The following is a 13,606-nucleotide window of genomic DNA, read 5'->3' as shown; positions in this document are numbered from 1 at the left end:
CCATATAGAATGAAACAAATTGCAACACTCTTTTTTTTATTTACAGCGCTATTTTCCAATGCTCAATCCAATAATTGGCAGTCATTATTTGACGGAAAAACATTGAATGGATGGAAACAACTCACAGGTTCTGCCACTTATAACGTAGAAAACGGAATGATCGTTGGAACTACAGTTGAAAAATCACCAAATTCTTTTTTAGCTTCTGATAAACGTATAACAGGAGATTTTGTATTGGAATTGGAAACTATGATGACCGATAGTGTTTCAAATTCTGGAATACAGTTTAAAAGTAATTTTGACCCAAAAGCAAATGACGGAAAAGGAAAAGTATATGGTTATCAATATGATGTAGATCCTTCTGGACGTAAATGGAGCGGCGGAATTTATGATGAAGGACGAAGAGAATGGCTTTATCCAGTATCAAATAATCCACAAGGGCAAATTCTTTTTACTCCAAATGTTTTTCATAAAGTGCGTATAGAATGTATTGGACAGAAAGTAAAAACATGGTTAGATGATCAGCCTGTTTCTTTTTTGGTAGATTCTTTATCGGCAAATCAAGGAATTATTGCATTGCAAGTTCACGCTATCGGAAAAGCTAAAGATGCTGGAATTAAAATTTACTGGAAAAACATCAGAATTCAGACAAAAAATATAAAAGAGCTTCCTTTTCCAAACGGAGTTTATGTTGCCGGTCTTGTTCCAAATAAGTTAACTTCTTATGAAGAACAAAATGGCTGGAAATTACTTTTTGATGGAAAAACGACAAATGGTTGGGTTGGAGCTCATAAGAAAACTTTTCCAGAGAAAGGCTGGAGAGTAAAAGATGGTATTTTGCAGGTAATGGCATCAAATGGTGACGAATCTACAAATGGTGGTGATATTGTGTCTCAACAAGAATATGCTGCATTTGATTTATCTTTTGATTTTAAACTAACCGAAGGAGCAAATAGCGGAATTAAATATTTTGTTACGTTGAATGAAAAGAGCAAAGGCTCGGCAATTGGATTAGAATATCAATTACTTGATGATGAACGTCATCCTGATGCAAAATTAGGAAGAGACGGAAACCGAACACTTGGCTCTCTTTATGATTTAATTACAGCCAAAAAGACACAACGTTTTTTCCGTAAACCTGGAAATTGGAATACAGGACGTGTAATTGTATATCCAAATAATCATGTTGAACATTATCTAAATGGCGTAAAAGTTTTAGAATATGAAAGAGGTTCACAAGCTTTCCGTGATTTAGTGGCACAAAGTAAATACAAAATATGGCCAGATTTTGGTGAAGCACCGAAAGGACATATTTTAATACAGGATCATGGAAATGAAGTAAGTTTTAGAAGTATTAAAATCAAGGAATTGAAATAATACATTTGCTATATAATTGAAAGTACACATTTACTAGAAACGCTAAATCATTGATTTAGCGTTTTTTGTTTCTGATACTGGAGGATGAATAAAAAAACGGTGATATTTGATTTTGATAGTTGGGGTAGAATAGAGGTTTGTACGCTTGCTTTTTTAACTTATCTTCGTGTTTGTACATTTGTGTTTACATTAAATCCCTTAAACAATCTAATTCGTGAAAGAAAAAAATGAAGAAATAAAAGACAATCAGCTTAAACGCGGATTGACTAACCGACACATTCAGTTAATTGCCTTAGGCGGATCAATAGGAACAGGACTTTTCCTTGGCATTGGTCCAGCGGCAGTATTAGCAGGGCCGTCTGTTATTTTAGGATATGCAATTGCCGGAATTATCGCTTTTTTTATAATGAGACAACTTGGTGAAATGGTTGTTGAAGAACCTGTTTCAGGAAGTTTTAGCTATTTTGCTTATAAGTATTGCGGTTCTTTTGCAGGTTTTGCGTCGGGTTGGAATTATTGGATTTTGTATATTTTAGTCAGTATGGCTGAACTTACCGCTATTGGTGTTTATGTACAGTTTTGGTGGCCAGAAATTCCGCTTTGGGCATCCAGTTTATTTTTCTTTCTGGTGATTAATGCTTTAAATTTTGCTTCTGTAAAAGTATACGGAGAAACAGAATTTTGGTTTTCTATTATAAAAGTCTTTGCCATTATTGCGATGATCCTTTTCGGAACTTATTTACTAGTAAGTGGAACAGGAGGAGAGCACGCTACAATTCATAATTTATATAACGATGGAGGTTTCTTTCCAAAAGGTGTTTTTGAAAAAACAGCTACTGGAGATTTTCAAGGGCTATTATCAGCAATGGCGTTGATTATGTTTTCTTTTGGTGGTTTAGAGTTAATTGGAATTACGGCAGCTGAGGCAGAAAATCCAGAAAAGAATATTCCGAAAGCGACCAATCAGGTTATTTATAGAATCTTGATATTTTATGTTGGTGCGTTAGTCATTTTATTTGCTTTATCGCCTTGGAGACAAATTACAACAGATAGTAGTCCGTTTGTAATGGTTTTTCAAAATTTAAACGGAATGGAATTCGATTTGTTTGGCTACAAAATATTTTTTACAAAACTTATAGCCAATGTGCTTAATTTAATTGTTTTGACTGCAGCATTATCGGTATACAATAGTAGCGTTTACAGCAATTCCCGAATGTTATTTGGTTTAGCAGATCAAAATAGTGCTCCTCAATTTTTAAAGAAGTTAAACAAACAATCGGTGCCAGTAAATGCTATTTTAGTTTCATCCTGTTTTGCCGCTATTTGTATTTTAATAAACAAAGTAATTCCAGAAGAAGCTTTTAGTATTTTAATGTCTTTGGTAGTTTCATGTTTAGTCATTAACTGGGTTATGATCTCGTATACGCATCTAAAATTTAGACAAACTAAAGACAATGAAAACATAAAAACTAAGTTTGCTTCGATATTTTATCCAATAAGCAATTACATCTGTTTCGCATTTTTATTGGGAATTTTATCCATCATGTGGATGACGAATATGAAGATATCTGTAGAATTGATTCCGATTTGGTTGGGGATTCTTTTTATTTGTTATAAAGTTTTTAAGGCGAAAAACAACTAAGTTTCTACTATGATTGTTCATCTATATAAATTTGTAGATCAGCTTTGTGGGTTGGTGGTTAACCGTTTAAAACAAAAAAAGTTGCCATTTATTCCAACAATTAGTGTAGTACAATATTCTGATAGAATTTTCTTTGAAACATATTATACAATAATTAACTCCTATTCTACAAGATCAAAAGAAATTACAATATTAGAAACTAATTCATCAGATTCTGAAATTGGTAAAACAATTCTCAAACATCTTGATTTATCTAAAACCATAAAGAAATTTACGAATCAAGAGAGAAAAGAAAATGAAGAGTATTATAAAAAAAGTACAGGATTAAGATCTATAAAAGCTCAAATGAAAGATTCGCTTTATGTACATGTTAAGCGTCAAAATAATCAAATTACATTCTCTCCGACAATTAACGGAGGGACAGCTGGCAATCGAAAAGGATATAATTTCTTAAGTGGAGAAGAAATCGTAATTGCAAATAATGAAGATTTCGAATCAATTGGAAAAGCGTTAAAATCTGCATTGAAAAAATGTAGTTAAGAATGTAGAAAATCAATTTAAATTATTATTAGGGACGGTTATCGAAAATATATTTCCAATTCAAAACATACTTTCACGATTATGACGCTTGCGCCAGCGAAAGGAAGAAATAGATAAGTTTTATTGTTATTTATAATTAGGCATTGAATGTTAACATATAGTTGATTTTCAATGCTTTTTTTGTGTTGTTTTTTAAGCGAAGTAGTTTGACCAACCTAATACTATTTTATAAAGTTTTGAAATAGGTATTTCTAAGGAACTATTTTCTAATGAGTTGCACGCAATTTTTTAGAAATACGGCATAATATGGTTTCATTTTATAATATGAAACCTAATTGACCTCTCATTTTACCAGAGAATCATTTTTGTAAAATAACTTTGGAGACTAATAAGCTTGTAATTGAAAATCCTAATCAAATTTTCGTTTAAACAGTCAGGCTTCGCAATAGTAAACTCATTTATTACAAATTAAAACCAACAATTATGAAAAAGTATTATTTATTATTAGTCTCTTTTTTGTTTTCGCTGGCAGCGTCGGCGCAAAGCAGCCAGTCATTTTTGCTTAATCTGTACGGAGGTTATACTTTTTCCGACAGAGTAGATTTCGATTCTTCTTACGCTAGAGTAGAAGATGGTTTTGAGTACGGAATAGGTTTGGAATATTTTATAATGGATAATGCTTCAATAGAATTAAAATATAACAGACTTGATACAAACATGCCATTGTATACAAAAGTTCTTATACCTAATGAAGGTAACCCCATTCCTGCTGGAACTCAGCTTAATGCTGGTGACGATAAAGGTGCAATTAATTACCTATTATTAGATTACACATATTATTTTGGTTCAAGTTCTCAGAAGGCGCTTCCTTTTCTTGGCGCGGGCGCGGGGATAGGGATACTTGAAACGCCAAGGAGTGGCAACGGAACTTATTTTGCTTGGGAGGTAAAAGGAGGTGTAAAAGTAAAAACCAATTCGCCATTGTCAATTAATCTTCAGGCTTATTTGCAGTCTATGTCGGCAGCAGTTGGGTACGATTATTATTGGGATTATTACTGGGGACCAGTTGCAGTTACTGATTACGCGTCTACATTTCAATTCGGTCTGGGCGTTTCACTAAGTTATAATTTTAGTAAATAATCCTAGAGGGCATTAAGTTCATAGAAAGCTAAATTTTTTTTTTTAGGGCTTTTAACTCAAATATTATATTGTTTATTATTTCGATAAAAAGGCAGATATTTTTATATCTGTCTTTCTTATAAAGGTTTAATACGATATAAGAACCACACAGATGTTTCAATTTTAATGATGACCTGATGCTATTTCTTTGTAAGGAGTAAAATGTTAGAAAATGTCAAGGGACAAGAATCTTTCAATTTATTGAAGTTATCGTAATAATTAAAATGAAATCAGTTTAGATTCAATTTCCAAATATTTTATTCGAATATAATTTTAGTTATTTCGTAACTTTTAGAATGTAGATTTTTGTCAAAATTGTTGCAAATTATAAAATGCAACCAGTTTATGTTCTTGACAAATATCGTTAATTTTTGATAAGAGTTAAATTTGTAATGTGTTAATAATCAGTTTTTTTGTTTGGTATTGCAACAAATGCCAGAGGACTTTTCTTAAAAAAATAAAACATGAAAAAAAATCTTCTATTATTAATTAAATTACTGTCATTAGTATTTATTCTATCAGCTTGCAATCAAACTAAAGATAGTACTTCGCAAGGAAATACTAAAGAAACAAATAAAAACGGATCTAGCTCCAGATACGATGAATTAGCTAATATGACGCTCACTAACGGTTATCCGAGTGAAGAAGGTATTCAGGAATTGAAAGATGAGCTTTTGTTTCAACGTGCGACACAGGCCTATCTATGGGCATTGCCTGCGATGAATATGTTTGCAATGAAAGAAGGTTCAGAAAGAGATTTTGGCAAAGGCTATAATATTCTGCCGATCTGGAAAGAAAGGTTAAATGCCAAAACATTAATTACCACACCAAATTCCGATGTTATTTATGCATTAGGTTATCTCAATTTAAAAGAAGATGGCCCAATGGTTATTGAAGCGCCTGAAGGATTGCAGGGAATATTAGACGATTTCTGGCAAAGACCACTTGTATCTGAAGGTTTGATTGAAGGTAAAAAATGGAGAGCAGATGTTGGTTTGCCTGGACCAGATAAGGGAAAAGGAGGGAAGTATCTTCTTCTTCCACCAGATTATAAAGGAACTATTCCATCTGGTTATTATACGTATCGTTCTGGTACTTACGGTGTATTTGTTTTTTGGAGAGGTTTTTTCAAAAATCCGAAAGAGTTGACAGCACCGGTGGCGGTAATGGAAAAAACAGTTATTTATCCGTTAGGAAAAAAAGATCAGGCCAAACCAATGCAGTTTCCTGATGGTTCTGCCGGTTCGCATAATATGCTGTTTCCTCAGGATGGTAAAGCTTTCGAATTGCTTTCCCGTTTTATTAATAGCGAATACGTTAATCCTGTTGATATGGAAATGCGTGGTGTCTTACAGTCAATTGGTATTGAAAAAGGAAAACCTTTTAAACCGGATGCACGAACAAAAGACATTTTGGATAAAGCCGCAAAAACTGCCTTTAAAATGGGTAAAATGATTGGTTATGATCTTCCAAACTATGTTGAAGGAACGCGATATTATAAAGACAAACAATGGCTGAATGCTTTTCCTGTAAACGAAACTTTTACAGCAGACACTTATAATTATATCAATCCAAGAATAAGCTTTTTTGCGGCAGCGTATTCTACTAGTCCGGCAATGGCATTAAGTATGGAAAATGTTGGCGCAAAATATCCTTCTGCTTTTCGTGATTCTGATGGTAATTTTTTCAGCGGAGCGAGCAGTTATGTGTTACATCTGCCAAAAGATGTTCCGGCAGCATTGTTTTGGTCTGTTACGCTGTATGAGCCGATAAGCGCTTCGGGATTAGATAACGGACAGCCTTTCCCATCGATCAATAGTATGGATAATCCTGTAGTGAATAAAGACGGAACTTATGATTTCTACTTTGGACCAGAATCTCCGGGCGAAGGCAAAAACTGGATAAAAACTGTAACAGATAAAGGATTCTTTGTAAATATTCGTTTATACGGACCTAAGAAAGCATTTTTTGATCAAAGCTGGCAACCCGATGATGTGAAGAAAATTAAATGATTCTTACTATACTGAGGGAATTTTAATTCAAAGAAATTCAGTAAAAACAATTTTGTTATTAAATAATTTATACCATGAAGCATACGTACAAAATTATTGCATTAAGTTGTTTCTTGTTTTCTATAACTTTATCGGGACAGGACAAAAAGAAAGAAGAAGTACCGTCTAAGGCAGCTGGGGAAAGTATACACTTGCCACCACCTGATTTTAATTTTACAGGACACAAAGGACGTACCTATATGGATTCAGATCCACCACAGTTTCCGCAGCCTGTTAAAGCGCCTAAAGGAGCGCCAAACGTAGTGTTAATTCTCTTGGATGATGCAGGCTTTGGCCAGTTTAGTACTTTTGGAGGAGGTATTACTTCTCCAACTATGGATAAGCTAGCTGCCGAAGGACTTCGTTATAATAAGTTTCATACGACAGCATTATGCAGTCCGACACGCGCGGCGCTTATTACGGGTCGTAATCATCATTCGGCATCTTTTGGAGTGATTACTGAAATTGCAACTGGATATGATGGATATACTTGTGTGCTGCCCAAAAATTGTGCTACCATAGGCGAAGTTTTAAGTCAGAATGGTTATATGACCGCATGGATTGGAAAAAATCATAATACGCCACCATGGGAAACCAGTCAGGCTGGACCTTTTGACCATTGGGCAAATGGGCTTGGTTTTGATTATTTCTACGGATTTAATGCAGGAGATATGAACCATTGGAATCCAGTATTGTTTGAGAACCGTAATCTTGTTCCGGCATCAACAGACCCAAATTATCATATGACAATTGATCTTGCAGATCATGCTATTTCATTGGTGAGAAAAGTAAAATCGATTGCTCCGGACAAACCTTATTTTTTATATGTAGCACCTGGAGCAACACATTCGCCTCATCATGCACCTAAAGAATGGATTGACAAGTTTAAAGGTAAATTTGATATGGGCTGGGATGCTTATAGACAGGAAACTTTTGAACGTCAGAAAAAATTGGGTGTAATCCCTGCCGATACTAAACTTACTCCGAGACCAGAAAGCCTGCCGGCGTGGAGTTCGCTTAATGCCGACCAAAAAAGATTGTATTCACACATGATGGAGGTATTTGCAGGTTATGGTGCTCATTGTGATTATGAAATGGGACGTATCGTTGATGCTATAAAACAAATGCCTGATGCTGATAATACAATTATTATTTATATCGCTGGAGATAATGGTTCCAGTGCCGAAGGAGGTATCGAAGGTTCAGTGAATGAAAACTTGTTTTTTAATGGAATTTCTGAAAAATGGCAGGATAATATTAAAGAGATTGATGAGCTGGGCGGACCTAAACATTTTAACCACTTTACTGCAGAATGGGCTTGGGCTATGAATACACCATTCCAATGGACTAAACAGGTAGCAAGTCATTTTGGAGGAACCCGAAATCCAATGATTGTTTCATGGCCTGCCAAGATTAAAGATAAAGGCGGTATTCGCAGCCAGTTTACGCATACTATAGATATTGTGCCTACCATTTATGAAATGATTGGAATTCAGGCACCTGAATCCGTAAATGGCATCACACAGAAACCGATTGAGGGAGTTAGTTTTGCTTATACATTTAGCGATGCAAAAGCAAAAGAAAAACACAGTACTCAGTATTTTGAACTTGGCTGTAATCGAGGGATATATCATGATGGATGGATGGCTTCAGCAATGTCTTTTGTGCCATGGAATCCTAACAGAGCTGGTTTTGATCCTGATAAACAGAAATGGGAACTTTATAAAGTAGATGAAGATTTTAGCCAAGCTAATGATTTGGCAGCTAAAAATCCCCAAATGCTAAGACAGTTGCAGGATATGTGGTGGGTAGAGGCTTCAAAATATAATGTATTGCCTTTAGACTGGAGAGTTACAGAGCGATTTAATAGTGAATTGATGGGCAGACCGTCTCTTGGAGGCAATCAAAAAGAACTGACTTATTATCCTGGACAAGTAGCATTGCCAGATGCTGCATGTCCACGCCTATTGAATAAATCATGGTCGATTACAGCTGATATCGAAGTGCCTGAAAATGGCGCAGAAGGTATGATTGTTACCCAAGGCGGAATAGTGGGCGGTTATGGCTTATATATACAAAATGGCAAACCAAGTTTTGTCTACAATAATCTGGCATTGGAACGACCAACTATTTCAGGAAAAGATGCTCTGCCAAAAGGCAAAGTAAAATTATTGGTCAACTTTAAATATGAAGGCAAAGAAAATGAGGTAGGCAAAGGTGCGACAGTAAGTTTGTCAGTAAACGGTTCTCAAGTAGCACAGGGGCATCTTGACCGAACTATTCCTGCACAAATATCACTTGGTGAAGGTCTTGATGTAGGAATGGACATTGGTTCTGCAGTAGATTTTAATTATAAGCTGCCGTTCGCTTTTACAGGTAAGATCGAAAAAGTAACTTATGAACTAAAGTAATATAGATCTTTAAAAACCTCTAAAAATATGTGGTTGTTGATTATTGTTATTTGAAGTAGCTCTTTAATAGATAAAAGTTAATTCTCTATTATCTTAAAAATAAGAATAAACACACAGACTGATCTTTATTGAAATTTTAGGTTGCGTAAATCAGGTCAATAGAAATCCATAACATTCAAATGATGGAAAGCCATCAAAGAAGGTAAGAGTATTTATCTGAAATACTACGGAAGTACGGAAATTGGAGTTGAACTTAAAACCCTAAAAAAACAAGAGTTAATTACAATTAAATATTTTGAATTAGTAAGTTGAAAACCTCTGCGATTATTTGATTTCAGAGGTTTTCTAATTTTATATTTAAAAGGCAATTCCGAACTGAATTCCCGCTGTAAAAGAAGCTGGATGATCGTTTCCAAAACGTACAGGAAGCGGGACAGCGGCATAATAACTCACACTGTTAGTTTTGATTAGGGTTTTATTAAAAACAGGCGTAAATCCGTATCGGCCATTACTATCAAAAGCGAGTCGTCCGGCAAAACTGTAACCTTTTCCTAAAGCAACAAGAACACCAGGATGAAATAAGAGGCTTGTGGTTTTGCTCGATCCGTTATCGTCTTTAATGTTGGGAACAATTTCAAGAGAAAAACCTATTTTACTGCTTTTCCAAATATTAATTCCCGTTGGAAATGACACTGCATAGTAATCTCTAAAATTTACAGCAGTTTCATCTCGGCTAAAAGTTACAATGGGATGCATTATACCAAAATAACCCGTAATTTTTGGATACGTAGTTTGAGAAAAAGAAGGCAAGCTAAAAAGCAATAATGTAAAAAGAAATGTACATCTAAAAAACATGGATTTTGATTTTATTATTTATAAAAACAAATTTAAAACCCAATGTTTCCTGATAAATAGAACACTTTTTACGTTTTGGTACGGAGATTACTTTTTGCGAATTTTTCTGCGATAAGAAGAAGGATTATTTCCTGTATGTGCCTTGAAAATTCTCGTAAAGTGACTCTGATCTGAAAAACCTGTCATATAAGCAATTTCTGTTAACGTGTACGAAGAATTTTCTATAAGGTTTATCGCTTTTTCAATTCGTTGTTTTCGAACATATTCTCCAAAATTTAAATCTTCAAAATGTTTAGAGAATTCCCGGGATAAATAGGAGGGATTAAGATCAAGTTCGGTAGAAATTTTCTTTAAATCAAAAGCAAACTGAGCATCAATCTGATCTTGGATGATTTCCTTTAAATCCTTTACCCATGAAGGTGTTTTGCCTGTATTTTTTTTGTCTTTGAGAAGTTTGCTGTACACTTCATGCAGCAAATTCTCAAAAGGATTATTTTGAAGATGTTTCTGAGTGTACAAATGCGTTGCCCAACTGTAAAGTGCATCATAAAGAAACATTCCCGTTTCTAAGAGTTTATAATCATTGGTAATATTGTACGAAAGTCCGGCTGAAATAGCCCAAAGTCCGGCAGCTTCTTTTGCGATTTCGTGGCGGTCGGTATCGGCTCCGCGTACAATAGCAGCGATAATGGTTACGGCAGGATCATTTATTTCATGCTTTTTTATGATATAGTCAAATGTACATTGATCTTGGTAATGCGTGTATTCGACTTCAGGAATATCAAAAGGAATAGCATCAAATTCTTTTGCTTTTTCTAAAACTTGTTCGTAAGGGACATAAATAAATGCTGCCTCAGTATCTACAAATTTTTTTATCAGCCACGGACAGGCTATTCGGTCTATTTTTGGTCTTTCTCGGGTAATCCATTTCATTATGGAATCGTTTTTTAAGACCACTAAAATACATTAATTATTTTCCTTTCAATAAATTAATACTTACTGTTGCGGTCTCAGCATCGGGAAATCGCTTAAAAAAGGTTTTATCCGGAAACAATCCTGCTTCGGCAGCGATTTGATTAAAAACATCAATTTCAACAATATATTGATCCGAAAAACCATGCGTGGCATCATAAGCTATTGCAGGAGTTTTTCCAATATTTTGAGCCGTAAGTTTCGGATTTATGGTATGCAATTCGATTAAGAGTAAACCAAATTTACGCACATAAGGCGACCATCGTTGTAAATGTTCCAATAAATTATCTTCGACCAAATTGTTACTAATTCTCTTTCCTCTGTAAGCAAATGCACCTGTTGAGGTACTCACTCTGTCTTTGTTAATTTGCTGAGGTTCTGCCCAGATTCGGTTATGGTCGAGAAAAGTTCTTACGTTCAAAAGATCTTTTAAATCGATATTATAATTTTCTTTTAAATCATTCGAAAGAATATCTGGACGGCCGATATCGCCCCAAATTACTTTTGCCCAAATATCAGCTTTTATCAAATTCGCTCTCGTCACTTTTAATGCCGTTTGATTATAATCGGCACCGACTAGAAATAACGGATATTCGTCGAGCATTTTACCGCGTAAGGTCTGTCGGTCAATTACTTCAAAAACATGCTGTAAAAAAGCGCCGTTTCCACATCCCATATCCAGAATTCCTTTTGGCTGTTCTTCAATTGGGAGATTGAAAAGTTTGATGAGAATTTCATCGACAACTTTAAAATAAGTATCGTGCGCGCCTCCGCTTCCCCATACATTCATTTCGCGGTCAACATGAATTTCATTTTCACCTTCATTAGTTCGCAAAACATCGGGATTACCAAAAAGCAAATCGTCCATTTTAGCAAATGTTGGCAGATACGAAACAGTAACACCGTAGGCACTGGCTCTTTTGGCAAAAAACAAACCCGCTTCTGTAAACTGATAATTGCCATTTTTTTCTAAAAACCATCCCAAATGCACAAAGAAATCCAGAATCTTTTTAAAATTTTCAGGCGATTTATGAAACTCTTCCGGACGGAAAGACGTTTCCATAAAATATTTATGAAACATTCCGTTCATAGCCAGACGAACAATGGTTGGACCAATTAAATAACCTTCAATATGCTTTAAAATCTGATTCTGAATGTTATTAGTCAAAGAATCATCAGAAAGCGTAATTCCGTATCCCTTTTTATACTTTTCAAAAATAAGATTGAGCTTTTCAAAAGGTTCATCATCAAACTGACGCGGATGAAACTGTGTCGATAATTGCAACAGATCAACAACATCTTCGTAAAGATAAAACAACGAAAAAGCGGTTTTGGTCTTTTCGTTTATAGCAATCGTAATTTCCTGTGTTTGATTATTGACTTCATATTCCAGAAAACCTTGTGAAGCCAAAAGTCGTAAACCAATATTTAGATAACCTTCATTGGCTTTAAAAACATTTGTAAGTTCTGATAATGACAGCTGTTCTTTCTCTAAAATATATTCTAAAACTGATTTTTTCTTTAGTGCAATGGCAACGGGAGCAGTAACTAAACCGTCAAGATGCCTGAATATGGAACTAAGAAGTTGTGATTTATCGGTCATAGTACAAAAATGATGGTTACTTTAAAAATAGTGATTTTTTTTGAACTAGTGATATTTCAAATTTGTTCCAATATGAAATAAAATTCTTCGCTTTCCAGCGAATGGAATATCTTTAGTAAAATTTCGATGTTATAAATATCTTTAAGAGAAGTATTGTGTATATTTGATGTATGAACAAGCAAACATCATTTACAGTCTGTGGAGAGACATTATCGGCTCCAATGCATATTTGTGGTTTTTTCGATTCCAGAGAACAGCAATATGAGGTAATAATTCCTTATATCTTGGAGGGTCTGGAAACTAATGATAAAGTCATTAATATTCTTGAGGGAAGCCGTCACGGTGAACATTGTCGCTGCTTGGCTGAGAATGGAATATCTATTGCTGAAAAACTTTCAACTGGACAATTGGAAGTACTTGCTTCTGAAAACACTTATATTAAAGATGGTGAGTTTGCTGCTGAAAAAATGTATAAAATGCTCGAACAAACTTTATTATCCGCTTCAAGAGCAGGTTACGAAAGCGTGAGAGCTTGCGGAGATATGGTATGGGCTCTTAAAAACCTGCCAGGAACCGATGAACTTTTAGAATATGAGGCGAGTTTGAATCTGCTAACGCCTCAACATTCCTGTTCGCTGATCTGCATGTATGATATCAATAGTTTTAGCGAAAGTACCATTAGAGATATTTTGCTTACGCATCCTTACATAATTAAAGATGGAAAGATTAGCAAAAATTCACTTTATGTTGAGCCTCATCAATTGATTTCGGATGTTTCAGGTTATTTGTCCGAAAGTATTAAATCTTAAGATTGTCATTATTTTTAGATTAACGAATAATTCCTTTAGCTGATGTGAGCGTTCTGCTCATGCATAAAAACTCATTTTTGTTACGTCATTATTTTCAAACATAGCCTGTGGTTGAAACCACAGGTTATCTATGTAGCGTTTACCTGAAAATGTGTTGTTCTTCTCCA

10 protein-coding genes are annotated in these 13,606 nt (G+C 34.8%); 7 read left to right on the top strand and 3 right to left on the bottom strand.

Features of this window, described 5'->3' with window-relative positions; genetic code table 11:
- Positions 1–9: 9 nt before the first annotated feature.
- The 6 genes from HNP35_RS13185 (at position 10) to HNP35_RS13160 (ending at position 9,200) form a co-directional block, all read left to right on the top strand.
- On the top strand, positions 10–1,377 hold the full coding sequence (locus HNP35_RS13185) for a 3-keto-disaccharide hydrolase (RefSeq protein ID WP_184162682.1): 1,368 nt from the start codon (positions 10–12) through the stop codon (positions 1,375–1,377).
- A gap of 214 nt (positions 1,378–1,591) precedes the next feature.
- The gene (locus tag HNP35_RS13180) at positions 1,592–3,019 is read left to right on the top strand and encodes an amino acid permease (RefSeq protein ID WP_184162679.1); all 1,428 of its coding nucleotides are present in this window, start codon (positions 1,592–1,594) and stop codon (positions 3,017–3,019) included.
- A 9-nt stretch (positions 3,020–3,028) separates the two neighbouring features.
- Entirely contained in the window at positions 3,029–3,559 is a 531-nt protein-coding gene (locus HNP35_RS13175; protein ID WP_184162676.1) for a contact-dependent growth inhibition system immunity protein, read from the top strand.
- 483 nt (positions 3,560–4,042) lie between these two features.
- Entirely contained in the window at positions 4,043–4,699 is a 657-nt protein-coding gene (locus tag HNP35_RS13170) for an outer membrane beta-barrel protein (protein WP_184162673.1), read from the top strand.
- 503 nt (positions 4,700–5,202) lie between these two features.
- Complete coding sequence (locus HNP35_RS13165; protein ID WP_184162671.1) at positions 5,203–6,750, top strand: DUF1254 domain-containing protein; 1,548 nt, start codon at positions 5,203–5,205, stop codon at positions 6,748–6,750.
- A gap of 74 nt (positions 6,751–6,824) precedes the next feature.
- The gene (locus HNP35_RS13160) at positions 6,825–9,200 is read left to right on the top strand and encodes an arylsulfatase (protein ID WP_184162670.1); all 2,376 of its coding nucleotides are present in this window, start codon (positions 6,825–6,827) and stop codon (positions 9,198–9,200) included.
- A gap of 357 nt (positions 9,201–9,557) precedes the next feature.
- Here the strand turns inward: HNP35_RS13160 and HNP35_RS13155 are convergent, their stop codons facing one another.
- The 3 genes from HNP35_RS13155 to HNP35_RS13145 all read right to left on the bottom strand — a co-directional run bounded on the left by HNP35_RS13155 (position 9,558) and on the right by HNP35_RS13145 (position 12,630).
- On the bottom strand, positions 9,558–10,055 hold the full coding sequence (locus tag HNP35_RS13155) for a hypothetical protein (protein WP_184162668.1): 498 nt from the start codon (positions 10,053–10,055) through the stop codon (positions 9,558–9,560).
- A gap of 87 nt (positions 10,056–10,142) precedes the next feature.
- On the bottom strand, positions 10,143–10,988 hold the full coding sequence (locus HNP35_RS13150) for a chromate resistance protein ChrB domain-containing protein (RefSeq protein WP_184162666.1): 846 nt from the start codon (positions 10,986–10,988) through the stop codon (positions 10,143–10,145).
- Positions 10,989–11,025: 37 nt separating this feature from the next.
- Positions 11,026–12,630, bottom strand: a complete 1,605-nt coding sequence (locus HNP35_RS13145) for a class I SAM-dependent methyltransferase (RefSeq protein WP_184162664.1) — start codon at positions 12,628–12,630, stop codon at positions 11,026–11,028.
- 170 nt (positions 12,631–12,800) lie between these two features.
- Here HNP35_RS13145 and HNP35_RS13140 point away from each other — a divergent pair, with 170 nt between their 5' ends.
- Positions 12,801–13,439: an MEDS domain-containing protein gene (locus tag HNP35_RS13140; RefSeq protein WP_184162662.1), complete on the top strand. Its 639-nt coding sequence runs from the start codon at positions 12,801–12,803 to the stop codon at positions 13,437–13,439.
- Positions 13,440–13,606 lie beyond the last annotated feature (167 nt).

This window comes from Flavobacterium notoginsengisoli, assembly GCF_014207905.1.
Taxonomy (GTDB): domain Bacteria; phylum Bacteroidota; class Bacteroidia; order Flavobacteriales; family Flavobacteriaceae; genus Flavobacterium; species Flavobacterium notoginsengisoli_A.
This window is presented reverse-complemented; position numbering and strand designations above follow the sequence as displayed.

Excerpts from the sequence above, each read along its gene's own strand:
- HNP35_RS13185 (WP_184162682.1), top strand. The coding sequence starts at position 10 with ATGAAACAAATTGCAACACTCTTTTTTTTATTTACAGCGCTATTTTCC.
- HNP35_RS13175 (WP_184162676.1), top strand. The coding sequence starts at position 3,029 with ATGATTGTTCATCTATATAAATTTGTAGATCAGCTTTGTGGGTTGGTG.
- HNP35_RS13170 (WP_184162673.1), top strand. The coding sequence starts at position 4,043 with ATGAAAAAGTATTATTTATTATTAGTCTCTTTTTTGTTTTCGCTGGCA.
- HNP35_RS13165 (WP_184162671.1), top strand. The coding sequence starts at position 5,203 with ATGAAAAAAAATCTTCTATTATTAATTAAATTACTGTCATTAGTATTT.
- HNP35_RS13160 (WP_184162670.1), top strand. The coding sequence starts at position 6,825 with ATGAAGCATACGTACAAAATTATTGCATTAAGTTGTTTCTTGTTTTCT.
- HNP35_RS13155 (WP_184162668.1), bottom strand. The coding sequence starts at position 10,055 with ATGTTTTTTAGATGTACATTTCTTTTTACATTATTGCTTTTTAGCTTG.
- HNP35_RS13150 (WP_184162666.1), bottom strand. The coding sequence starts at position 10,988 with ATGAAATGGATTACCCGAGAAAGACCAAAAATAGACCGAATAGCCTGT.
- HNP35_RS13145 (WP_184162664.1), bottom strand. The coding sequence starts at position 12,630 with ATGACCGATAAATCACAACTTCTTAGTTCCATATTCAGGCATCTTGAC.
- HNP35_RS13140 (WP_184162662.1), top strand. The coding sequence starts at position 12,801 with ATGAACAAGCAAACATCATTTACAGTCTGTGGAGAGACATTATCGGCT.